The organism is Methylobacterium sp. Leaf113 (genome assembly GCF_001423325.1).
GTDB lineage: Bacteria > Pseudomonadota > Alphaproteobacteria > Rhizobiales > Beijerinckiaceae > Methylobacterium.
Genome location: NZ_LMNJ01000008.1, coordinates 40,173 through 62,571, shown reverse-complemented (window position 1 = coordinate 62,571; position 22,399 = coordinate 40,173). Strand labels below are relative to the sequence as shown.

At 70.6% G+C, this 22,399-nt stretch carries 22 protein-coding genes, 1 tRNA gene and 1 pseudogene; 18 read left to right on the top strand and 6 right to left on the bottom strand.

Going from position 1 to position 22,399, the window contains the following annotated elements:
• The first annotated feature begins 26 nt into the window (after positions 1 to 26).
• From ASF60_RS07515 to ASF60_RS07500, 4 genes are all read left to right on the top strand, one after another.
• Positions 27 to 887 (top strand): D-amino-acid transaminase, encoded by an 861-nt coding sequence (locus ASF60_RS07515; protein ID WP_056182832.1) that lies wholly within the window; start codon positions 27 to 29, stop codon positions 885 to 887.
• Positions 888 to 1,191: 304 nt separating this feature from the next.
• On the top strand, positions 1,192 to 1,557 hold the full coding sequence (locus ASF60_RS07510; protein ID WP_056182829.1) for a hypothetical protein: 366 nt from the start codon (positions 1,192 to 1,194) through the stop codon (positions 1,555 to 1,557).
• A gap of 184 nt (positions 1,558 to 1,741) precedes the next feature.
• The gene (locus ASF60_RS07505) at positions 1,742 to 3,034 is read left to right on the top strand and encodes an adenylosuccinate synthase (protein ID WP_056182826.1); all 1,293 of its coding nucleotides are present in this window, start codon (positions 1,742 to 1,744) and stop codon (positions 3,032 to 3,034) included.
• A gap of 144 nt (positions 3,035 to 3,178) precedes the next feature.
• Entirely contained in the window at positions 3,179 to 4,747 is a 1,569-nt protein-coding gene (locus ASF60_RS07500; protein ID WP_056182822.1) for a hypothetical protein, read from the top strand.
• 113 nt (positions 4,748 to 4,860) lie between these two features.
• On the opposite strand, the gene rpoH is transcribed toward ASF60_RS07500, so the two are convergent.
• Both rpoH and ASF60_RS07490 read right to left on the bottom strand, forming a co-directional pair.
• Positions 4,861 to 5,751 (bottom strand): RNA polymerase sigma factor RpoH, encoded by an 891-nt coding sequence (rpoH, locus tag ASF60_RS07495; RefSeq protein WP_056182819.1) that lies wholly within the window; start codon positions 5,749 to 5,751, stop codon positions 4,861 to 4,863.
• 248 nt (positions 5,752 to 5,999) lie between these two features.
• Positions 6,000 to 6,986: an RluA family pseudouridine synthase gene (locus tag ASF60_RS07490; protein ID WP_056182986.1), complete on the bottom strand. Its 987-nt coding sequence runs from the start codon at positions 6,984 to 6,986 to the stop codon at positions 6,000 to 6,002.
• 312 nt (positions 6,987 to 7,298) lie between these two features.
• On the opposite strand from ASF60_RS07490, the gene ASF60_RS07485 reads away from it, so the two are divergent.
• The 6 genes from ASF60_RS07485 (at position 7,299) to ASF60_RS25110 (ending at position 11,455) form a co-directional block, all read left to right on the top strand.
• Positions 7,299 to 7,373, top strand: a tRNA-Glu gene (locus ASF60_RS07485).
• Positions 7,374 to 7,513: 140 nt separating this feature from the next.
• On the top strand, positions 7,514 to 7,783 hold the full coding sequence (locus tag ASF60_RS07480; RefSeq protein ID WP_056182816.1) for a hypothetical protein: 270 nt from the start codon (positions 7,514 to 7,516) through the stop codon (positions 7,781 to 7,783).
• Positions 7,784 to 8,363: 580 nt separating this feature from the next.
• Positions 8,364 to 9,740, top strand: coding sequence for a chromosome partitioning protein ParA (locus ASF60_RS07475; RefSeq protein ID WP_156633934.1), 1,377 nt, complete (start codon positions 8,364 to 8,366; stop codon positions 9,738 to 9,740).
• A gap of 96 nt (positions 9,741 to 9,836) precedes the next feature.
• Positions 9,837 to 10,304, top strand: coding sequence for a hypothetical protein (locus tag ASF60_RS07470; RefSeq protein ID WP_056182811.1), 468 nt, complete (start codon positions 9,837 to 9,839; stop codon positions 10,302 to 10,304).
• 100 nt (positions 10,305 to 10,404) lie between these two features.
• Positions 10,405 to 10,995 (top strand): hypothetical protein, encoded by a 591-nt coding sequence (locus ASF60_RS07465; RefSeq protein WP_156633932.1) that lies wholly within the window; start codon positions 10,405 to 10,407, stop codon positions 10,993 to 10,995.
• A gap of 310 nt (positions 10,996 to 11,305) precedes the next feature.
• The gene (locus tag ASF60_RS25110) at positions 11,306 to 11,455 is read left to right on the top strand and encodes a hypothetical protein (RefSeq protein WP_200935808.1); all 150 of its coding nucleotides are present in this window, start codon (positions 11,306 to 11,308) and stop codon (positions 11,453 to 11,455) included.
• A gap of 27 nt (positions 11,456 to 11,482) precedes the next feature.
• On the opposite strand, the gene ASF60_RS07460 is transcribed toward ASF60_RS25110, so the two are convergent.
• Together ASF60_RS07460 and ASF60_RS07455 are read right to left on the bottom strand one after the other, a co-directional pair.
• On the bottom strand, positions 11,483 to 12,382 hold the full coding sequence (locus ASF60_RS07460; protein WP_056182983.1) for a metallophosphoesterase family protein: 900 nt from the start codon (positions 12,380 to 12,382) through the stop codon (positions 11,483 to 11,485).
• Between the two features lie 158 nt (positions 12,383 to 12,540).
• Positions 12,541 to 13,116, bottom strand: a pseudogene (locus tag ASF60_RS07455) (VIT1/CCC1 transporter family protein); the annotation flags it as partial.
• A 215-nt stretch (positions 13,117 to 13,331) separates the two neighbouring features.
• Between ASF60_RS07455 and ASF60_RS07450 the strand changes: the two are divergent.
• From ASF60_RS07450 to lpxK, 3 genes are read left to right on the top strand one after another with little or no spacing between them, the layout of a single operon-like run.
• Entirely contained in the window at positions 13,332 to 14,126 is a 795-nt protein-coding gene (locus tag ASF60_RS07450) for a lysophospholipid acyltransferase family protein (RefSeq protein WP_056182801.1), read from the top strand.
• Complete coding sequence (locus tag ASF60_RS07445; RefSeq protein WP_244478359.1) at positions 14,123 to 15,439, top strand: 3-deoxy-D-manno-octulosonic acid transferase; 1,317 nt, start codon at positions 14,123 to 14,125, stop codon at positions 15,437 to 15,439. The genes ASF60_RS07450 and ASF60_RS07445 overlap by 4 nt, the downstream gene beginning before the upstream one ends.
• Positions 15,440 to 15,449: 10 nt before the next feature.
• Positions 15,450 to 16,433, top strand: a complete 984-nt coding sequence (gene lpxK / locus ASF60_RS07440; RefSeq protein ID WP_056182798.1) for a tetraacyldisaccharide 4'-kinase — start codon at positions 15,450 to 15,452, stop codon at positions 16,431 to 16,433.
• Positions 16,434 to 16,598: 165 nt separating this feature from the next.
• Here lpxK and ASF60_RS07435 read toward each other — a convergent pair whose 3' ends face one another.
• Positions 16,599 to 17,537, bottom strand: a complete 939-nt coding sequence (locus ASF60_RS07435) for an alpha/beta hydrolase (protein WP_056182796.1) — start codon at positions 17,535 to 17,537, stop codon at positions 16,599 to 16,601.
• Between the two features lie 120 nt (positions 17,538 to 17,657).
• On the opposite strand from ASF60_RS07435, the gene ASF60_RS07430 reads away from it, so the two are divergent.
• The gene (locus ASF60_RS07430) at positions 17,658 to 18,575 is read left to right on the top strand and encodes a LysR family transcriptional regulator (RefSeq protein ID WP_056182792.1); all 918 of its coding nucleotides are present in this window, start codon (positions 17,658 to 17,660) and stop codon (positions 18,573 to 18,575) included.
• A gap of 112 nt (positions 18,576 to 18,687) precedes the next feature.
• On the opposite strand, the gene ASF60_RS07425 is transcribed toward ASF60_RS07430, so the two are convergent.
• Positions 18,688 to 18,909: a DUF2093 domain-containing protein gene (locus tag ASF60_RS07425; protein WP_056182790.1), complete on the bottom strand. Its 222-nt coding sequence runs from the start codon at positions 18,907 to 18,909 to the stop codon at positions 18,688 to 18,690.
• Between the two features lie 139 nt (positions 18,910 to 19,048).
• On the opposite strand from ASF60_RS07425, the gene ASF60_RS07420 reads away from it, so the two are divergent.
• The 4 genes from ASF60_RS07420 to deoA are packed head-to-tail and all read left to right on the top strand — an operon-like array spanning position 19,049 to position 22,386.
• Complete coding sequence (locus ASF60_RS07420) at positions 19,049 to 19,510, top strand: cytidine deaminase (RefSeq protein WP_056182787.1); 462 nt, start codon at positions 19,049 to 19,051, stop codon at positions 19,508 to 19,510.
• Positions 19,503 to 20,336, top strand: coding sequence for a purine-nucleoside phosphorylase (locus ASF60_RS07415; RefSeq protein ID WP_056182784.1), 834 nt, complete (start codon positions 19,503 to 19,505; stop codon positions 20,334 to 20,336). Before ASF60_RS07420 ends, ASF60_RS07415 begins: the two co-directional genes overlap by 8 nt.
• Entirely contained in the window at positions 20,333 to 21,076 is a 744-nt protein-coding gene (deoC, locus tag ASF60_RS07410; RefSeq protein WP_056182781.1) for a deoxyribose-phosphate aldolase, read from the top strand. Before ASF60_RS07415 ends, deoC begins: the two co-directional genes overlap by 4 nt.
• Positions 21,073 to 22,386, top strand: a complete 1,314-nt coding sequence (gene deoA / locus ASF60_RS07405) for a thymidine phosphorylase (RefSeq protein ID WP_056182779.1) — start codon at positions 21,073 to 21,075, stop codon at positions 22,384 to 22,386. The genes deoC and deoA overlap by 4 nt, the downstream gene beginning before the upstream one ends.
• The last annotated feature ends 13 nt before the right edge of the window (positions 22,387 to 22,399 follow it).

The following is a 22,399-nucleotide window of genomic DNA, read 5'->3' as shown; positions in this document are numbered from 1 at the left end:
TAGTCCCGGTCAGAAGAGGTCAGCCCATGTCCCAAGCCCGCATCGTCTACCTCAACGGCGCCTTCCTGCCCTTCGCCGAGGCGCGCGTGCCGATCATGGACCGGGGCTTCCTCTTCGCCGATGGAATCTACGAGGTCTCGGCGGTGCTCGACGGGCGCCTCGTCGACAACGAGGCGCATCTGGCCCGCCTCGACCGCTCGTTGGGTGAGATCGACATCGCCAACCCGCACACGATGGCCGAATGGATCGGCCTGCAGACCGATCTCGTCGCCCGCAACGGCCTCGCCGAGGGGCTGGTCTACATGCAGGTGACGCGCGGCGTGTACGAGCGCGACTTCGCCTATCCGCCGGCCGGCACCGCGCCCACCGTGATGATGTTCACGCAGGCCAAGACCGTAGCGGCCAACCCCCTGGCCGAGACCGGCGCCAAGATCATCACGGTGCCGGACCTGCGCTGGAAGCGCCGCGACATCAAGTCGGTGGCCCTGCTGGCCCAGGTGCTGGCCAAGCAGCAGGCCGCCGCCGCCGGGGTCTCCGAGGCCTGGATGGTCGAGGACGACGCCGTCACCGAGGGCTCGTCCTCGACGGCCTTCATCGTCACCAAGGGCGGCGCCCTGGTCACCCGCCCGCTTTCCACCGCACTCCTGCCCGGCATCACCCGCAAGGCGGTGCTGCGGCTCGCCGAGGAGGCCGGCCTCGCCCTGGAAGAACGCCTGTTCAGCGTCTCCGAGGCCCTGTCGGCGGCCGAAGCCTTCTATACCAGCGCCTCGGCCTTCGTGATGCCGGTGGTCTCGATCGACGGCCATGCGGTCGGCGCGGGCCGCCCCGGCCCGCACACCCGGCGCCTGCGCGAACTCTATCTCGCCATGGCGCGCGAGAGCGCCTGACCGTCCCCTTCGAGGCGTGGGCGGGGCCCTCCCCCCAATGCGAGGGAGGGTGGTCGCGGAGCGACGGGGAGAGGGGGCGACCTCTCCGGATCCGGTGCTTCCCCGCACCCAACCCGCTTCGCGGGCCACCCTCTCCCGCAGCGGCGAGAGGGACGCGGATGATCGTTCGAACCTTTGCATCGGCTCCGAGAGGCATTCGCCTCCGCACAGGATCATCCTCCCATCACAGGACCGATACGGCAGGAACGCTTCCGTACCCGGCTCTGTTCTCCCTCGAACCTCGCATCCGAGACAGGGAGATTCTATGCGCTCGATCCTCACCCTCGCGGTCGGCTTCGGCCTGATCGCCGGCGCTGCCTTCGCCCAGTCCCCCGACGCGCCCCTGAAGGGCCGCGACACCGACCCGGCCCTGCCGCCGCCGAACCAGACCATCCCGGACAAGATCCGGCCATCCGATGATTCCTCGGGGCAGAACGCGCCCGGCACCAACGGGTCGGGGGACAAGGGCACCCTCAGCGATCGCCTCGAGAAGAGCGACGGCGTGATCAAGCCGCCCGGCAACGCGGCCCCCGGCATGGTGGTGACGCCGCCCGATCCGAATCCCGGCGGCATGCCGGTGATCAAGCCCGGAGACCTGCCGGGCCGCCAGCCCGGCACCGAGGCGCGCTGAACGGTCATACCCGTCCTTCCCAGCCGCCTATCCAAGCCGCCTATTTTAAGCCCGCCTATCCAAGCAGGAACGGGCGGCTTGCTTGATTTCCGCCCACGGATCGCGGAAAGACCCGAGGACAGCGAAAACGGTCCGCCCGACAGGTCGGGCCGCTTTCGCGCGGGCACGCACAGGTCTTGAGTGAATGGCAAACGTCGTCGTCGTAGGCGCCCAGTGGGGTGACGAAGGCAAGGGCAAGATCGTCGACTGGCTCTCCGAGCAGGCCGACGTGGTGGTCCGCTTCCAGGGCGGTCACAATGCCGGCCACACCCTCGTGGTCGACGGTGTGACCTACAAGCTGGCGCTGCTGCCTTCCGGCGTGGTCCGCGGCGGCAAGCTCTCGGTGATCGGCAACGGCGTCGTGGTCGATCCCTGGCACCTCGTGGACGAGATCGCCCGGCTCCAGGCCCAGGGCGTCGAGATCTCGCCCCGCACCCTGCGCATCGCCGACAACGCCACCCTGATCCTGCCGCTGCACCGCGAGCTCGACCATTTCCGCGAGACCTCCAACGCGGGTCTCAAGATCGGCACCACGAAGCGCGGCATCGGCCCCGCCTACGAGGACAAGGTCGGCCGCCGGGCCATCCGGGTGGTCGATCTCGCCGACGAGCACACCCTCGAGGCCAAGATCGAGCGGGTGCTGACCCACCACAACGCCCTGCGCCGGGGCCTCGGCATCGCCGAGGTCGATGCGGGCGCGCTGCTCTCCGAGCTGAAGGCGATCGCGCCGACGATCCTGCCCTACGCCGACACGGTGTGGAAGCTCCTCGACGACGAGCGCCGTGCCGGCAAGCGCATCCTGTTCGAGGGCGCCCAGGGCGCCCTCCTGGATGTCGACCACGGCACCTATCCGTTCGTGACCTCGTCGAACATCGTCGCCGCCCAGGCCGCGACGGGCTCCGGCATGGGTCCCTCGGCCATCGGCTACGTGCTGGGCATCGCCAAGGCCTACACCACCCGCGTCGGCGAAGGCCCCTTCCCCACCGAGCTGTTCGACGAGATCGGCGAGACCATCGGCGCCAAGGGCCGCGAGTTCGGCGTCAACACCGGACGCAAGCGGCGCTGCGGCTGGTTCGATGCGGTGCTGGTGCGCCAGACCGTGCGGACCTCCGGCATCGACGGCATCGCCCTGACCAAGCTCGACATCCTCGACGGGTTCGAGACCATCAAGGTCTGCACCGGCTACCGCCTCGACGGGCAGGTGGTCGACCATCTCCCCGCCAACCAGGCGGCCCAGGCCAAGGTCGAGCCGATCTACGAGACCATCGAGGGCTGGTCGGGCACCACGGCCGGCGCCCGCTCCTGGGCCGACCTGCCAGCCCAGGCGATCAAGTACGTGCGCCGGATCGAGGAGCTGATCGGCGCGCCGGTGGCGCTGCTCTCGACCTCGCCGGAGCGCAACGACACCATCCTCATGCACAACCCCTTCGAGGATTGAGGCGGTTTCCGCTTGATGCACGGGCGATCGCGTGGGGATGATGCGGTCTCGATGGCCGTTCGGCCGCGCGGCGTCCCTCCGATCGGGGGAGAGCCGGACGACGCGGCCGGCCGGCCGCCGGCGAGAAGGCGGATCTGAGGCACGATGGCCGACTATTATCCACTGCTCGCACGGGCGCTCGACGCCATGCCCGACCGCTCCCTGGCCCTGCGCCAGGCGGTCTACGAGCGGGCGCGCGGGGCCCTGATCGGGCAGCTCCGCTCCCTCGATCCACCCCTGTCCGAGGACGACATCGACCTCGAGCGCAACGCCCTCGAGGCGGCGATCCTGCGGCTGGAGCGCGACCATGGCGGCGTCGCGTCGGCACCGCCCGAGCCGGAACCGCCGACCCCGGAACCGGAGCCCTTCCTGCCGAGCCCGGCCAACGATGCGAGCGATCTCCCGGAAGCGTCGTTGCCGGAAGCGTCCCCGCCGGAGCCACGTCCTCCCCAGGCAAGGCCTTCTCAGGTAAGATCTTCCGAGCCGGCGCCGCCGGCGGCGACCCTGCCGCCCGCTCCGCCGCCGAATCTCGGCGTGCCCCTGAGCCCGCCAGCCGCGCGCGCACCGGAACCGTCCCCCGAGGTCGCGCCGAGTTCCCCGCCGGAGCCGTTCCTGCCCGCGCCGCCGCCCGGCGCGGGATCGGCCGCGCCGGACGTGGTGCCGCCCCCCGTCCGCATCCAGCCGCGCAAGTCCAAGACGCCGCCCTTCCTGGGGCCTGACGCCGATGCCGAGGGGACCGAGCCGACGCCCGGTTCCGAGGAGGCCTCCGCCGACACCCTGGTGGTCGACGGGAACGGCCAGCGCCAGCGGCCCCGCATCGCGGTGGTCGGTCCGCGCACCGGCCGCTCCCGCCTCCTGCGCAACGTGCTGGTGGGGAGCATCCTGATCGCGGTGATCGGTCTCATCGCGGTCGCCGCCTTCCTCCTGCGCGACAAGCCGGCCGACCTCCAGCCGATCGCCACCGAGCAGCAGGACGGGGCCCAGGACGGCGCGGATTCCAAGTTCGCCGACCGCGTCGGCGGCGATGCGGCGCCGGCCGAGCGCGCCGCGCCGGCCCGTCGCCCGGCGAGCGTTCCCACGGCACCGACGCCCGCCGCCCCGTCGCAGGCCCAGCCGGACCTCGCGGTGACCCAGCGGGCGGTGCTCTATGAGGAGAATGTCGGCGGCGGCGCCAACGCGGCGCCCAGCGCGACCCAGGGCCGGGTGGTCTGGCGCCTCGACACCGTGCCGGGCGAGCAGGGCCAGCCGTTGGAGACCGTCGTGAGGGCCACGGCCGAGTTTCCGGATGCGGGCCTCACCCTGGCGATGACCCTGCGGCGCAACCTCGACGCGACCCTGCCGGCCTCCCACACCATCGAACTCGCCTTCACGCCGAGCGGCCCGGCCGGCGCGCGCCACAACGTGCAGGATATCGGCCTGCTCCAGGGCAAGGACGAGGAGGGTGCGCGCGGCTCCCCGGTCTCCGGTCTGCCGGTCCGGGTCCGCGAAAACCTGTTCCTGATCGGGCTCTCGTCGCTGCCCAACGACATCGAGCGCAACACCGACATCCTGCTGCACAAGAACTGGTTCGACATCACCCTCAAGTTCGCCTCCGGTCCGCGCGGGATCGTGGCCTTCGAGAAGGGGACCGCCGGCACCCAGGTGCTGCAGAACGCCTTCGACCAGTGGCGCTAGGGCCGGCCGGGCGCGGAGCCTGATGCCGCTCCATTAACCGTTGGAATTGAGAAAGGCCCCCGGCATCGCTGACGGGGGCCTTTTTCGAAGTCCATGCGACGGCGGGGACCGCCTCAGGCGTGCAACTCGGCCCGGGGAGCTTCGCGGGTCGCCAGGTTGCGCTTGACCGCTTCCTGAATCTTCTCGAAGGCCCGGACCTCGATCTGGCGGACGCGCTCGCGCGAGACGCCGAACTCGCCGGACAGGTCCTCCAGGGTGATCGGATCGTCGGCGAGGCGACGGGCCTCGAAGATCCGGCGCTCCCGCGGGTTGAGCACCGAGAGCGCGTCGCGCAGGGCCGAGAGGCGGTTCTGCCCCTCCTCCTCGCGCGCCAGCACGGTCTCCTGGCTCGGGCTGTTATCCACCAGCCAGTCCTGCCACTCGCCCTCGCCCTCCTCGCGCAGGGGCGCGTTGAGGGAGGTGTCGCCCGACAGGCGCCGGTTCATGTCGATCACCTCCTGCTCGGGCACACCGAGCTTGACGGCGATCTGGGCGACCTGATCCGGCTTGAGGTCACCCTCGTCGAGCGCCGAGATGCGGCCCTTGGCCTTGCGCAGGTTGAAGAACAGCTTCTTCTGGTTGGCGGTGGTGCCCATCTTCACGAGCGACCACGAGCGCAGGATGTATTCCTGGATCGCCGCCTTGATCCACCACATGGCGTAGGTGGCCAGACGGAAGCCCTTGTCGGGCTCGAAGCGCTTGACCGCCTGCATCAGGCCGACATTGCCCTCGGACACGACTTCGCCGATCGGCAGCCCGTAGCCGCGATAGCCCATGGCGATCTTGGCCACGAGGCGGAGATGGGACGTCACCAGACGATGCGCGGCGTTCCGGTCGCCCTTCTCGCGCCAGTTCTTGGCGAGCGTGAACTCCTCGTTCGGCTCGAGCATCGGGAACTTGCGGATCTCGTCGAGGTAGCGGGAGAGGCCACCCTCGGTGGCGAGCACTGGCAATGCGCCGGCCATGATCTTACCTCCTTGAAAGGACCCCCAGCGGGGCGGTCCGGGCGAACCGCCGCTCCCTTGAGCCGACCGTCCGATTCCCTAGTCTAGCGGGAAACCGGGGGATTCGGGAAGGCGACGCGCAGGGCGAGTTCGTCTTCAACGCGCGGGACCTCGGTTGGGTCTGTGATGACACGAATGGCCGCAGCCCGCCGTGTCCTGGCGCACGCCCGCACCGGCTTGACTGTGGCCATGCCGCTACGGGCCGAAGCTCAGCGTTTTGCGCTCAATTGCGCGATCAGGTCGGTCATGTCGGGCGGCAGCGGGCTCTCGAAATGCAGGGTCTCGCCGGTGCGCGGATGGGCGAATCCCAGCATGCTGGCATGCAGGGCCTGCCGGCCCAGAGTGTCGAGGGCCAGGCGCGCCTCCGGCGTGAGCCGGCTCGCCTTGGTCTTGAAGGCACCCCCATAGACCGTATCGCCCAGGAGCGGATGGCCCCGGTGGCTCAGATGCACGCGGATCTGATGGGTGCGCCCCGTCTCCAGCATGCAGCGCACCAGCGCCACCGGGGCCTCGGTGCCCAGAACCGTCTCCACCCGGTAATGCGTGATGGCGTGGCGACCGCCATCCCCGCGCACCACCGCGATCTTCTCGCGGTTGCGGACGCTGCGGGCGAGATTCGCCTCGATGGTCCCGACGCGCGGCTCGGGCACGCCCCAGGCCAGGGCCAGATAGGCCCGCTCGAGCGGGCCGGTGCGGCCGTGATCGGCGAACTGCGCCGTCAGCCCCGCATGGGCGAGGTCGTTCTTGGCCACCACCAGCAGGCCGCTGGTGTCCTTGTCGAGGCGATGGACGATGCCCGGCCGGCGTACGCCGCCGATGCCCGACAGGCTGTCGCCGCAATGGGCGATGAGCCCGTTCACCAGGGTCCCGGATTCATGGCCGGGCGCCGGGTGGACGACGAGGCCCGCCGGCTTGTCGATGACGATGAGGTCGTCGTCCTCGTACACGATGACGAGGTCGAGGGATTCGGCGCGCGGCTCCGGCGCCACCGCCTCGGGGATGGTCACGGCGAGTTCGGTGCCGGGGCCGACCTTGACGGACGGGTCCAGGCTGACGGCGCCGTTGCGGCGGACCTGCCCGGCCTTGACGAGATCCTGCAGGCGCGAGCGCGAGACGTCGGGGAAGATCCGCGCCAGGGCGCGGTCGAGGCGCTCGGTCGCGGCCTCCTCCCCGATCGTCGCGCGGCGTTCCGCGATCGTCGCGCGGCGCTCGCCGGTTACGTCCTGATCGAGGGAGTCCTGATCGAGGGCGTCGTGATCCAGATCCTCGGCTTCGAGATCCAGCACGTCCTGTCCCGAAACCGGGTCCTGTCCCGGCCCGAGGTGTTCCTGTCCCGACACGAGGTGTTCCTTTCCCGACAAGCGGCGTTTCCGAGGTTCAAAATGTCGCTTGGGCGACGCGGAGGCGATTTCGGCCCTTGTGGCGTCGCGCGACCCTCGCTATACGATCGCCCATCGGCCGGGAAGCACGGATCGCAGCAGCGATGACCGCGCCCCTCCCTCCGATCCGCGCCCATCGTCTAGCGGTTAGGACAGGTCCCTCTCACGGATCAGACCGGGGTTCGATTCCCCGTGGGCGCGCCAACAACTTTTCCCTGACGGTTCTCTTGTCGTCCGCGCCGCGATGAGGCTCGACCTGCGCCGGCACGCGGCGAAGCAGACGTCCGGCCACTAGGACAAGCTGTCCGGCTGACGGACTCGTCTCCCTCGTGCGATGAGCGGGCATGATCCGGGTCATCAAACACATCATCGTCGAGCCGACAGCGGACCAGATGGCGCGCCTCGGGCGTATCCAGGCCATCGTCGTCGCCACCTTCCCGGGCGCCACCACCGACATCGTTCCGGGTCTGCTGGACGACGACCTCGTGGTGGAGGTCCGACTGCCCCTCGACAACCTGAACGACTGGCGTGCGGCGCGCGAGGCCTGGGGAGACTTCAGCCGCCTTGCAGCCCCGCTCCCAGGCCCGACCGACCCCGAGTCCGACGAAGCCTGACCCGCTGGGCCCGCCGGGCCTGCGCTGCGGCCGCCCCGGTCACCCCGTGGACGCATCACGCTTGCGTGATTCCGGCCCCATCGATGACGCCGGGGATGGGTCGAAATCCTGCCCTGCCGTCGCGGCGGACCCGGCCCCGGACCCAGCCCTGGACCCAGCCCCGCACCGTCGCACGCCGCTAGATGTTCGACGCCCGCGCTGCGCATTCGCCCGCGGGGTGGCAGATTCGCGCTGGTATCGACGAAGTCGATCCGAGCGTTCGCGCTTCGAGCGCCTCATGCGCCACAAAAGCCATACGTTAAAATTTTGCTAACGCATCCGGTTTGACGTGATTGACAGCGCTGGCAAATTGCAACTTTGATCACCTTATGTCGTGGCAGATCCGCGATGGGGATGGACGACAGAAATGAGCTGGATCTCGCTCCGTAAGTTTACCGCCGGTGAGACCAAGACGCAGTCTCCCGAGCAGACGGATGCGATGTTGCGTGCTCCAATACTCACGACACCCTTTCTGCGGGTCGGTGAGGAAGTCGACAATTCAGAGCCTGAACCTCATGTCGAGGACCTGTCGCTGGATTCGTTGGGACAGCACAACGAGAGCCTGCGTTTCCGCGTGGCGGAGATGTCCGAGCGGCTCGACGACCTGAAGTCGCTGCAATCGGATTTCTCGGCCCTCCTGGTGCCGATCGTGGCGATCACCGAGGAATTGCCCCGGGCCAAGGTCCGGACGGCCGAGCTGGAGACGCTGCTGGGCGTCGAGCAGGCCAATGCCGCGACCCTGCGGCGCGACCTCGCCGATGCGACGGGCCGGCTCGCCGTGGCCACGAACGACGTGTCGGCCGCCAAGATCCAGCTGCACCACCTCGAAACCAGCCTCCAGGCCCGCGACGCCGCGGCGGAGGAAGTGCGCCTCGCCCTGCGCGACAAGACCCTGCAGGTTGAGAACCTGGAGCGGCGCCTGTTTGCCGAGACCGAACAGACCCGCGCCCTCCAGGGCGAGAGCAAGGCTTTGCGAGGCGAGGCCAAGGCCCTCGATCAGGCGCTGGCCCGCTCGGACAGCGAGTTGCAGGACCTGCGCGAAAGCCGCCACGCCCTCGATCGGGACAATCTGCGGCTCCAGACCCTCAGCGAGGCCCAGGCCGCCCAGCTGGCCGAGCTGACCGCACGAGCGCAGGACTTCGAGACGCAGGCCGAAGCCGGCCGCATCGCCCTGCGCAACGTCGAGCAGCAGCTCGCCGCCGAGGTCACCGCCGCGCAGAAAGCCGAGGCCCAGTACGAGGCCGAGGTCGCCAATCATCGCACCGAGCGCGCGAGCCTCGCCATGCGGGCGGAGGCGAGCACGAGCCGCCTCGCCAGCACCGAGCAGATGCTCGCGCAGCTGCGCAACCAGCTGCGCGAGCGCGACGAGGCCGGCCGCTCGGCCGAGCGCGGGCTCAAGGAGGCCCTGATCGAGCGGGTGACCCTCGACCGCCGCCTGGAGAGCGCCCAGGCGGATCTCGCCCGCCAGACCGAGCGTTTCCTCGAGATGCAGCGCGCCCGCTCGGAATTCGAGCATCGCTGCGAGATGCTGACCAAGGCGATGGCGGCCAAGGATGCGGCCCTCGAACAGGCGCTCGGCCGCGTCTCCAGCCTGTCCGACCGGATCGACCATCTGGTCCATCGCCAGGAGGTCGAGCGGGCCGATTTCGAGACCGTCAATCATCGTCTCATCGAGGAGCTTCAGCACGAGCGCTCCGAGCGGAAGCTGGCCCAGGGCGCCCTCGACATCGCCCGCGAGAGCCGGGTCTCGCTCCAGAAGCAGCACGAGGCCCTGCGGCGCTCCGCCCGCAACTTCGCCGGAGAGGAGGCCGGGGCGCGATCCGAATCCGCGCCCGCCCAAACTCAGGGCCAAGCGCAAGCCTCTGCCCCCGCCGAGATCAGCAACGTCCGACCGTTCACGCCCCCGCCCGAGAAGTAAGCCCGCCGGTCGATCGGCCGGGCGGATCTCCCGCTCGACCCGTTCCTCCACCCCACCGCGATGCCGCGCGAGCACACCCCGCGCAGGAAAGCAGCCATGTCCGAGACCGCGCTACGCGACCGAGAGACGTCTTCCGCCGGGGCCTGGCTGATGCGCAGCCTGCCGACGCCGCATCGTCCGGCCGGCACGCCCGAACCGGCTCAGCCCACGGAGCCGGCGAAGCCCGGTGCGATGCGGGACGTGACGCCCGGCGCCGAGGCTGGCCCGCGACGGGACTGGTCCGCCTCCCTCGATCTCATCCACGAGGCCACGGCCGCGATCCGCATCAGCGAGGAGCGGGCGGCCGAGCTGGAACAGGAACTCGAGCGCACCGTGACGCGCGCCCTGGAGCGGGCCTCGGCTCTCGAAGCGCAGGTTGCCGCCGCCCAATCCCGGGCCGAGCAGGCGGAGCGCCGGGCCGAGGAGGCCGAGGAATGGCTGGCGCGCCTGCACGATGCCGTGGTGGAGGGCTTCACCCGAAAGGCCGCCCCGCCGGCGGCGCAGGCCACGAGTTCCGCCGCCTGATCCTGTTCGCCCCGGTCCGGTCCCGACCGGCTCCCGTTGAACCGCGCCAGGCCACTCCGCCCCGCGCGCTCGACCCTCCCGAAAACGGGTCCGTGCCACCATGTCCGCAGCCGCCTCCCCTGCTCGATCGCCGCTGATGGGCACCGTGCTCGCCCCGATGGTCGTCCTTCAGGACGCCGACGCCCAGTCTCTCGCTCCTGCCCTTGCTCCTGCCCTGGCCCCTGCGCTCGCGCAGGAGGCCGCGCGCGAGGGCGTTCGGGACTTGTCGCGCTCGCAGGCGCTGGTGCCCTACGAGGCGGCGCCCCCAAGCTCGGTTCTCGGCGCCACCACCCTGCGGCTGGTCGAGCGCAGCATGGAGACCATCCGGCTCCTGCATCGGCGCGTGGACAGCATCTCGGCCCAGGCCCGGGACCTGATCGTCCTCACCCACCGGGAGCGGGCCGAACGGGAGGTCGAATTGACCCAGGCCCGCGCCGAGGCGGCCGAGTGGCGGCGTCAGGCCATGGAATCGGAGCTGCTGGCGCGCGAGGCCCAGCTTCGGGCGCGCGAGGCCGAGATGGCGCGCCGCGAGGCCGAACAGGCCGCCCACGAGGCCCGGCGCCAGGTGCGCAAGGCCGAGGCGGAGGTCGAAGGGCTCCAGGCCTACCTGCGCAAGATCAGCGACTTCCTCGAATCCACCCTCGGCCGGTAGAGGCGGTTCCTCCGTCGACGAGGCGGATCCGCGAATCGCTTCCGGTCCCACGCACCCCGGGCAGAGCCAGCCGCACGATCGGCGAGTCCGTCATCCCCCGCCATCGGTGCTGCGGTGCAAGCGTAGTGGTTCGTTGAGGACGTTGCGGTTTTCGCCCGACGGGTGACTTTCCTCAGGCGTCGTCGCTGCGATGCGGGATCGAAATACTGAATATGTCCGGCCAATCACTTGCGTAGTCTGAACGGCGGATTAAGGTTCCGGCTCGCTCCAAATCAACTCGCGATTAACCTCCTTTGACAAGGTGACAGCCATGTCCAACGTGATTCGCGTGAAGCCGACCCATGACGGCACCTACACGGTCTACCGCGGCGAGGCCGTGCTGGTGAGCGGTCTGACGCTCCTCCAGGCGGAGCGCTACCGGGAGAATCTGGCCGAGGAGCCGGTGCTGGAAGACGCCTGACGCCCCCTCGACCCGGCACCGGGCGCCTCAGGCCCGGACCAGTGCCAGGGGTCCGAGATCCGCGATGGTGCCGGCCTCGGTCAGGCCCCGCTCCATGCCGGCGACGGTGTAGCCCGCCGCCGCGCGGGTGATCGTATAGAGGTGGTAGCTCGCGCGGTGGTGCCGCGCATCGCCCCGAGCCGAGGCCGAGGCGGCGCCCACCACCGGGATCGACCGGCCGCCCGGCCCCGCCACGAACGCCACGCTGCGGACGTGGTTGTGCCCGTGCAGGATCAACTCCGCCCCCGCATGTGCCACCATGGCGGTGAACGCGCCCGCATCCTTCAATTCCCGCCCGGACGAGGTGCCGCCGGGATGCGACGGATGGTGGATCATCACGACGCGGAAGGGGGGCTCGGGCTCGGCCCCGAGCGCCCGAAGCAGGGCCTCGGTCGCGGCGATCTGCTGCGGCCCGAGGCGCCCGCTCGCCATCAGGGGCTTGGTCGGAACCGCCGAGGACAATCCGATCAGCGCGACAGGCCCGCGCCGGCGCAGGTAGGGGAAGTGCCCGTGCGTGCCGTCGTCGCCCGTGGTCCAGGCCCCGCAGGCGAGGAGCAGCCCTTCGAGGGAGCCGCGCACGTAGGCGTCGTGGTTGCCCGGCACGAAGCTCACCGCGTCCGGCGTGCCGAGCGCTTCGAGGAAGACCTTGGCGGTCGACCATTCGCTCGGCAGACCGATGTTGCACAGGTCGCCGGTGCAGGCGATGTGGTCGTGCGCCTGGGCCTGGAGGTCGGCCACCAGGGCGGCCAGCACCTCCATGTCGTGCGCGTCCTTGCGGCCGCGCTGCCAGTTCACGTAGCCGGTGGCGCGCTTGCTGAGGAGCTGGCGCAGGCGCGGGCGCGTCAGCGGTCCCACATGGGGGTCGGTCAGGTGGGCGAGGCGGAACATCATCCCCCGGTGCACGATCGATGATCGGGATTTCGGGGTTCCGCATCGCCTCATCCGGCCCCGAGGGTCAACCCTCGCGGGGCGATTCGCCACCCGCCCCGGGGCTCACGGCTTTGCTCGCCCCGAGACTCTTGCCCCCAAGGCTCTTGCCCCAAGGCTCACGCGCTGCCGATGGCGATCCCGGTCAGCAGCACCAGGGCGCCGCCGAGAACCACCTGCATCGCCGCGCGCCAGAACGGCGTCGCCATGTAGCGGGTGCGGATGGCCGCGATCGCCAGCAGCTCCACCACCACCACGACGATTGCCAGGGCGGTGGCGAGGCCGAAGGCGTTCGGCCACCGGTCCGGGATCGCGTAGGGCAGCGTGTGGCCGAGACCGCCGAGCGTGGTCATCACCCCGCAGACGAGGCCGCGCATCCACGGCGTGCCCCGCCCGGTGATCTGCCCGTCATCCGAGAGCGCCTCGGTGAAGCCCATGCTGATGCCGGCCCCGATCGAGGCGGCGAGCCCCACCAGGAAGGTCGCCCCGTTGCTGTGGGTCGCGAAGGCGGCGGCGAAGATCGGCGCCAGGGTCGAGACCGAGCCGTCGATCAGCCCGGCGAGGCCCGGCTGGACGTAGCGCAGCACGAAAGCCCGGTGCGCTTCGGCCGCTGCGGGGTCGAGCGGCGCCGCCGATCCCGCGACTCCGTGGGCCTGTGACATCGTCATCGCGTGCATCCTCTCCGGCCTCGCGACCTGTTTAGATCGATTCCAATCTATAGATTGGAACGGCTCCAAACAAGCGCCGGATGCCCCTTTCTGTCACCCAAAGCGAAGGTTTCGGCCTTCCCGCGGCGTTGCACCGGTCCGGCGATCGGAGCTAGACAGCCGGCTGCCCGTCCGTCCCGGTCGTCGCCGCAAGGCGCGGGACGGCTCCGCGACCGGCCCCTCGGCGCCGCGAAAGCGAAGTGATGAGCCTCGTCAAACGCATCGGCCGCGCGCCGGCGGTCCAGCAGGCCCTCGGCATCCTCGCCGGCGGCTACCTGCGCCTGGTCCGCCGCACCAACCGCTTCACCGTGGAGCCGGCCGGCCCCGATGCCTGGCTCGACCGGCACAGCCCCTTCATCGCCGGCATGTGGCACGGCCAGCACACGATGATCTCGTTCATGCGCCGGCCGCACGACCGGATCGCCACCATCATTTCCCGGTCGGCCGACGGCAACATCAACGCCATCGCGCTCACCCGGATGGGCGTGCGGGTCATCCGGGCCTCGGGCGCGCGCGGCCGCGTGCTGCGGGACGCCAAGGCGAAGGGCGGGGCCGAGGGCCTGCGCGCCATGCTGCGGGCCTTGAAGGACGGCGAATCGGTCGCCTTCAGCGCCGACGTGCCGAAGGTCTCGCGCCGCGCCGATGCCGGCATCCTCACCCTGGCGCGCTTTTCCGGCCGGCCGATCATTCCCGTGGCGGTGGTGACGAGCCGGCACTGGCGCTTCAACAGCTGGGACCGGGCCTGCCTCGGCCTGCCCTTCGGCCGCGGCGCGATGGTGTTCGGAGACCCGATCGTCGTGCCCCGCGACGTCGCGCCCGATGTCCTCGAAACACTGCGCCGGCAGCTGGAGGCCGAGATGAACCGGGTTCATGACCGCGCCTACACCCTGGTCGGCCGCCCCGACCGCGTCGGACCCCATGATCGCGTGACCCATCCGGACCGCGTCACCCATCCGGACCGGGGCGCGGCCGAACCCCGCGCCGGGACGCCCGCATGAAGGCGATGGCGAAGGCCCCGCCCCTCACGGCGCTCCTCGGGGCCTACCGCTACGGCCTCTATCTCGGCGAGCCGGCGCTGGTGGGCCTGCTCGGCTGGCGCGCCCGCCGGGGCAAGGAGGATGGCGGCCGCCTCTCCGAGCGGCGCGGCCTGCCGGGCCGGGCCCGCCCCCTCGGGCGTCTGGTCTGGATGCACGGGGCGAGCGTCGGCGAGGCGTTGTCCCTGGTCGGCCTCGTCGACGGCATGATCGCGCGCGGCTTCTCGGTCCTGGTCACGACGGGCACGCGCAGCGCGGCCGACCTGATCGGGCGCCGCCTGCCGGCCGGGGCCGTACACCAGTACATGCCCCTCGATGCGCCGCGCTGGGTCGAGCGCTTCCTCGCCCATTGGCGCCCCGATCTGGCGCTGATCGCCGAATCCGAGATCTGGCCGAACACCATCCTGTCCCTGCACCGGCGCGGCATCCCGCTGCTTCTGGTCAATGCGCGGCTGTCGGAGCGCTCGTTCCAGGGTTGGGCGCGCACGCCGCGCACCGCCGAGGCGCTCCTGGCCCGCATCGCGATCTGCCTCGCCCAGACCGACGAGGATGCCGACCGCTTCCGCCGCCTCGGTGCCCCGCGGGTCGAGATCGCCGGCAATCTCAAATACGATTCCGAGGTGCCCCCGGCGGACGGGCAGCAACTCGCCCACCTGCGCGATCTTATCGGCGACCGGCCCGTCTGGGTCGCGGCCAGCACCCATCCGGGCGAGGACGCGATGGCGGCCCGCGCCCATGCCCGCCTGCGGGCGCGCTGGCCCCGTCTCCTCACCATCGTCGTGCCGCGCCATCCCCACCGTGGCGGCGACGTGGCCGATTGCGCCGGCGCCGAAGGTCTGCGCAGCGCCCGGCGCTCGCAGGGCGGGCGCCCGCACGGGGGCGTCGACCTCTACGTCGCCGACACGCTGGGCGAACTCGGCCTGTTCTATCGGCTCAGCCGCATCGTCTATCTCGGCGGCTCCCTGGTGCCGCATGGCGGGCAGAACCCGATCGAGCCGACCCGCCTGTGTGCCGCTGTGCTGCATGGGCCGCACGTCCACAACTTCACCCAGGTCTACCGCGCCCTCGACGGCGCCGGCGGCGCCCTGCTGGTGCTGGATGCCGACGACCTCGCCGTCACCCTGGACGACCTGCTGGGCGACCGGCCCCGTATTGCGGCGCTGAACCAGGCCGGCGCCGCCGCACTCCAGCCCTTCGAGGGCGCGGTCGCCCGCACCCTGTCGGTGCTCGACCCCTTCATCGCCCAGATGACCCTGACGGCGATGACCGCCTCGTGAGCCCGGACTGATGCGGCCCCCCGCCTTCTGGGACGCGCGGCCCGGCCACCCGGCGGCCCGTCTGCTGGCGCCCCTCGGCGCCCTCTACGGCCGCCACACCGCCGCCCGCATGGATCGCCCCGGTGCCGCCGCGCCCTGCCCCGTCCTGTGCATCGGCAACTTCACTCTGGGGGGCGCCGGCAAGACGCCGACCGCGCTGGCGCTGGCGACCCTGCTGCGCGACCTCGGCGCCCGCCCGGCCTTCCTGACCCGAGGCTATGGCGGACGCCTCGCCGGTCCCATCCGGGTCGATCCGACGATGCAGACCGTGGCCGAGACCGGTGACGAGCCTCGCCTGCTGGCGCGGTCCGCTCCCACCATCCTGTCGCGCGATCGCCCGGCCGGCGCCCGCCTGTGCGTGGCGGAGGGCGCCGACGTCATCGTGATGGATGACGGCCTCCAGAACCCGAGCCTGGCCAAGACCCTGTCGCTCGCCGTGGTCGATGCCGGAGCCGGGCTCGGCAACGGCCGGCCTTTCCCGGCCGGCCCCCTGCGGGTTCCGGTGTCGCGCCAGTGGCGCCACGTCCACGGGATCGTGCTAATCGGCGACGGCCCGCGCGGCGCGGTCGTGGCCGAGGCGGCGCGGGCGCGCGGGCTGCCGGTCCACCGCGCCCGCCTGATCCCGGGGGCCGATTTCGCGGGTCGGCGCGTTCTCGCCTTCGCGGGCATCGGGCGCCCCGACAAGTTCTTCGCGAGCCTCGCCGAGGCCGGCGCCACCCTCGTCGGCCGGCGCGCCTTCGCGGATCACCACCCCTACGCCGCTGCCGACACGGCGGCGCTGACGGCGGAGGCGCGACGCCTCGGCGCCGACCTCGTCACCACCGAGAAGGACCACGTCCGCCTCGAGGCCCCGTTCGCCGCCCGCGTCGCCATCCTGCCCGTCACCCTCGCCTTCGCCGACGAAGCGCCGCTCCTCGCGCAGCTGCGCTCGCTGCTCGGCCGAGCCTCGGGCTAGAATGTGTCGGGGATCGGCGGAAACCCGTTATCCTGACCCGACAAAGCAAAACGCCAGATTCGGGGACGGTTCACGGTCGATCCGCGTCTTCACGACCGATCGACGATTAGGCCCTTCGACCCGCGAGAGAAGCGGGCACGCGATCCCGCCCCTTCGACCGTTAGGTCACGATCCGGCCTGCGCCGAGGCGATCGCCTGTTCGAGGAAGGTGGCGGCGTTCCCGATCGCTGCCCGGCCCTCGGCCAGCTCGGCCTGGAACATGTGCCAGACGTGGAACATGTTCGGCCAGATCTCCAGGGAGACCCGGACGCGATTCTCGCCGAGATGGCTGGCGAGCCGGATGGCGTCGCTGAGCATCAGTTCGGCCTCGCCGATCTGCACCAGGATCGGTGGCAATCCGCGAACGTCGGCGAAGACCGGCGAAGCCTCCGGGCTGTTCGGCAAGGCCCCGCCGAGGAAGGTCCGGGCCATCAGGTCGAGACCCGCCTTGGTGTTCAGCGGATCGAGGCCCTCGCGGTTGAACATCGAGGCGCCGGTATGCTCCAGGTTCGCCCATGGGGAGAGGGCGGCCCCGCCAGCCGGCAACGGCACGCCCGCGTTGCGCGCCATGACCATCACGGTGACCACCATGGCGCCACCCGCCGAATCTCCCGCGACGGTGACCGAACGCGGGTCCTGGCCCTGGTCGATCAGCCAGCGATAGGCCGAGAAGGTATCGTCGATCGGGGTCGGGAAGGGATGCTCGGGAGCCAGCCGGTAATCCGGCAGGTAGACGCGGGCCTTCATCGCCTTGGCGAAGGCGCCGGCCAGGCCGTGATATCCGCCCGGTCCTCCGACGATGTAGGCCCCGCCGTGGATGTAGAACAGCACGCGGTCGCCGACGACGTCGTCCGGCGTCACCAGGGTGCCCGGGACGCCGCCCATATCGACGGGTTCGATCCGAACGCCCTCGGGCGTCGGATGCTGCGCCATCGTGTCGATGTAGGCGCGACGGATCTCCTCCAGCGTCGCGCCCCGGGTCTCGCCGAGGATGACCGGTCCAAGGTCCTGCAGGCTGCCGGCCCATTGTGCGAGCCGATGGGTCACGAGATCGTTGAAGGCCATGAGACACCCGTCCAGTGCTGTTGCAAGTCTTGTCGCAAGTGCTGTCAATTGCGTCGAATGGCCGGTATACGCCGACGATTGGCGAATGGGCGTCAACACTGCGGGGATGGAACGGCGCGGATGTCATTCGGGCATGTCGGCGACATCGCAGCCTTCGTCGCCGCGGCCGAGGCCGGAAGCTTCGTCGCCGCGGCGCGCCTCCGGTCGATGACGCGATCCGGGATCGCCAAGAGCGTCGGGCGCCTCGAAAGCCGCCTCGGCGTGCGGCTGTTCCATCGCACGACGCGAAGCCTCGCCCTGACCGACGACGGCCGCCTCTTCCTCGATCGGTGTACGCAGATCCTCTCGGATCTCGAGGATGCGGAACTGTCGCTGGCCGAGGGGGGCGGCGAACCGCAGGGCATCCTCCGCCTCACGGCCCCGGCGACCTTCGGACGGGTGGTGGTTCTGCCCGTGCTCAACCGGTTCCTGGCGGCGTGGCCGAAGCTGCGTGCGGAGGTCAGTCTCACCGACCGGGTCAACGACATCATCGACGACGGCTACGATCTGGCGATCCGGATCGGTGATCCGCGCGAGAACGGCAGCCTGATCGCCAAGACCCTGATCGCCAGGACGTTGACGCGCCAGCAGGACCTCGTCGTGGCAAGCCCGGGCTACCTGTCCACGCGGCCGCTGCCCCGGCACCCGGACGACCTGACCGAGCAGACCTGCCTGAGCTATCTCAGCGCCGGGCGGCACCGGGCCTGGCGTTTCGTCGCCGAGGGCAAGACGATCGCGATCCGGCCCCGTGCGCGGCTCGCGCTCGATAGCGGCGAGGCCTTGCGCGATGCCGCTTTGTCCGGAGCCGGCCTCGCCTACCTGCCGAGCTACGTCGTCGACGAGGATATCGCGAACGACCGCCTGCGCGTCGTCCTCTCAGACTACGCCGCCCCACCCATCCCGATCTGTGCGCTCTACCCCAGCCGCCGCCATTTGGCCTCCAAGGTGCGGCGGTTCATCGACCTCGTCGCGGCCGAGCTTCACACGCCATCCGCCTGAAGCGATGGGGGGCTCGACGCAGACCGTCCGTGATCACGGGGTTGCTGGGGCTCGGCAACCGGGCGAATCGGTCACCCCCGCACCCGCTGGCGGGCCGAAGGCGACCGCGCCGTCAAGCCGGCCGCCCGGTCTGGGCGAGGCGCTTCATCGCGGCCTCGGGGCCGGCATAGGCCTCCTGCAGGGTCGCGCTCCAGTAGCGCAGAGCGTCGAGGGCGATCGGCTCGCCGGTCACCGCGCAGCGCACGAAGCTGCCGGGCTTGACCACCCGCATGGTGCCGTCGCCGTACTCCACCACCGCCTCGCCGGAGGCTCCGCGCTCGAAACGTCCCAACATGATCCTGCCGCCTCCCGGCCCATTCGCCCACTGGCCCCGTCTTAGGAGCGCGGCGGCCCGGTGTCGATGACGCCTGACCCTCGACAGACCCGCGACTTGGTGCCTTAAGTCTCAGGATGCCGCTCCGCGTCCTGCTCTCATGAACCCGGATCTCGCCCGCCTGTTCGACGCCGCCCGGGCCGCGCAGGCCAGGGCCTACGCGCCCTACTCGCGCTTCCCCGTCGGTGCGGCCCTGCGCGACGACTCGGGCGCCGTCCATGTCGGCTGCAACGTCGAGAACGCCGCCTATCCGGTCGGGACCTGCGCCGAGGCCGGCGCCATTGCCGCCATGGTGGCGGCGGGCGGTCGCGCCATCGCCGAACTCCTGGTGCTCGGTCCGGGCCCCGGCCTCGTGACACCCTGCGGCGCCTGCCGCCAGCGCATCCGCGAATTCGCCGGACCGGCGGTTCTGGTCCACGTCGCCGATGCCGAGGGTATCCGCGCGGCCTTCACCCTCGGGACGCTGCTGCCCGAATCGTTTGGCCCCGAGAACCTTGGCTCACCCGAGAACCTCGCCTCACCCGAAAATCTCGTCTCTGCCGAGAGTCTCGATCATGGGTGAGCCCGAGCCGACCGTCGAGGCCGCCGCCGGCCTGCTTCGCGCCCAGGGGTTCGGCGGCCCGTTCGCCTGTGCGATCGTGACCGGGACCGGACTCGGTGCCTGGGTGTGTGACCTCGACGAAACCCTCTCGGTATCCTACGCGCAGATTCCGGGCTTTCCGGCGCTCGGGGTGAGCGGCCACGGCGGTCGCCTGCATGCCGGCCGCCTCGCCGGCCGCCGGGTTCTGGTCTTCGAGGGCCGCGCGCACGCCTACGAGGCGGGTGACGCCGCCATCATGCGGGGGCCCCTCGCCGTCGCCCAAGTACTTGGCGCAGAAGCCCTTCTTCTCACCAACGCGGCCGGTTCGCTGCGGCCCGAGGTCGGTCCCGGCAGTCTCGTCACGCTCACCGACCACATCAACCTGTCGGGCCTCAACCCCCTCATCGGCGAGCCGAGCGACGGCCGCTTCGTGCCCATGGTCGAGGCCTACGACGCGTCGCTCCGGAACCATCTCCTTGCCGCAGCAGCAGAATCCGGCCTGGTACTCCACACCGGGATCTACGCCTGGTTCTCCGGCCCGAGCTTCGAGACGCCGGCCGAAATCCGCATGGCCGGGCGCCTCGGCGCCGATCTCGTCGGCATGTCGACGGCGCCGGAGGTCATTCTGGCCCGCTTCTACGGCCTGCCCGTCGCCGCCGTGTCGGTGGTGACCAACCTCGGCGCCGGCATCGGCGACGGCAATCCCCACCATGCCGAGACCAAGGCGGTCGCCGCTGATGCCGGCGACGACCTCGCCCGCCTCGTCGCGGCCTTCGTGGCCCGCCTGCCCGCAAGGACGCCCTCATGACCGACGATGCCGCCATCGCCCGGCGAGCCCTGCCGTTGCTCGACCTCACCGATCTCAGCGAGTCCTGCTCCGAAGCCGCCATCGACACGCTCTGCCGAGACGCCCGCGCGAGCCGGGTCGCCGCCATCTGCGTCTGGCCGCATTACGTGAGCCGGGCCGCCCGGCTTCTCGCCGGCAGCCCGGTGCGGATCGCCACCGTGATCAACTTTCCCGCCGGGGGCGACGATATCGAGCGGGCGGTGGACGACACGACGGAGGCCCTGGCGGACGGCGCGCACGAGATCGACCTCGTGCTGCCCTATCGCAGCTTCCTCGCTGGCGAGACCGGGATATGCCGGTCGATGCTCGGCGCCATCCGCGAGGTCTGCGATGGCGACCGACTGCTCAAGGTGATCCTCGAGAGCGGCGAGCTGGCGACATCGACGGCGATCACCGCAGCCAGCCGCCTCGCCATCGAGTCCGGCGCGGATTTTCTCAAGACATCAACGGGTAAGAGTCTGGTTTCCGCTACGCCCGAAGCGGCCGAAGCGATGCTTCTCGCCATCCGGGACCGGGCAGATGGGCGCTCTGTCGGGCTCAAGGTCTCGGGCGGATTGCGCAGCGTCGCCGATGCCGGTCGCTATCTCGCACTCGCCGATCGCATCATGGGACCCGCCTGGGTCTCGCCCCGCACTGTCCGTCTCGGCGCCAGCAGTCTGCATGCCGCACTGGTGTCGGCATGCGGAGAGCCGGCCCGATGAGGCTGCCGCAGGAACTGATCCGGGCGAAGCGCGATGGCGGCGAACTCCCGTCCGAAGACATTGCCGACTTCATCGCCGGCCTGATCGACGGGCGGGTCACCGAGGGACAGGCGGCGGCCTTCGCCATGGCGGTGTTTTTCCGGGGGCTTTCGCGGGCGGAGCGCGTCGCCCTGACCCAAGCCATGACCCGCTCGGGCACGGTTCTGCACTGGAATTTGCCCGGGCCCGTTCTCGACAAGCACTCGTCTGGGGGCGTCGGAGATGCCGTCAGCCTCGCGCTTGCGCCGATGGTGGCGGCTTGCGGCGGCTATGTGCCCATGATCTCGGGCCGTGGTCTCGGCCACACCGGTGGCACCCTCGACAAGCTCGCGAGCATCCCGGGCTACGACGCAACGCCCGATCTCGACCGCTTTCGGCGTGTTACCGCGGAGGTCGGCTGCGCCATCATCGGGCAGACCGCCGACCTGGCTCCCGCGGATCGTCGGCTCTACGCCATCCGCGACGTCACCGGCACGGTCGAGTCCCTCGACCTCATCACCGCCTCCATCCTTTCGAAGAAGCTTGCGGCTGGCCTCGATGGTCTGGTGATGGATGTGAAGACCGGCTCGGGAGCCTTCATGACTCAGCGTTCCGAGGCACAAGGACTCGCGCGCAGCATCGTCGCCGTCGCCAACGGCGCCGGCCTGCCCACGGTGGCGCTGATCACCGATATGGATTCACCCCTCGCCTCCTCCGCCGGAAATGCCCTGGAGGTCGCCTACACCCTGGACTATCTCACCGGACAATCACGGGAGCCTGCGTTCCATGCTGTCACCATGGCACTGGCCGCCGAAATGCTGGTGATCGGCGGACTGCGTGCTGATATCAAAGACGCCGTAACGGCCCTGGAGAAAGCCCTGGCTTCCGGCCGTGCGACCGAAACCTTCGGTCGGATGGTCGCCGCGCTTGGAGGCCCGAGCGATCTTGTCGAGAGTCCGGGGCGCCATCTGCCGGTGGCTCCTGTTATCCGGACCATCGCGGCGCCTACGAGTGGGTTTGTGACCGCGGTGGCCACCCGCGAGTTGGGGCTGGCCGTCATCGGGCTCGGGGGGGGCCGAACTCGCCCCCAGGATGATATCGACCCTCGGGTCGGTCTGACCCGGCTTCCTCGGGTCGGTGCGCGAGTGAAGCGGGGCGAGGTGCTCGCGATGATCCATGCGCCCAATGCGACCGCCGCGGACCGGGCAGAAATTGCCGTGTCCGCAGCCTATCGCATCGATCCGGCCCCGATGTCAGAGCCCGACGCCATCCTCGAGCGGATCGCCGGATGACGACGTCCCGGTT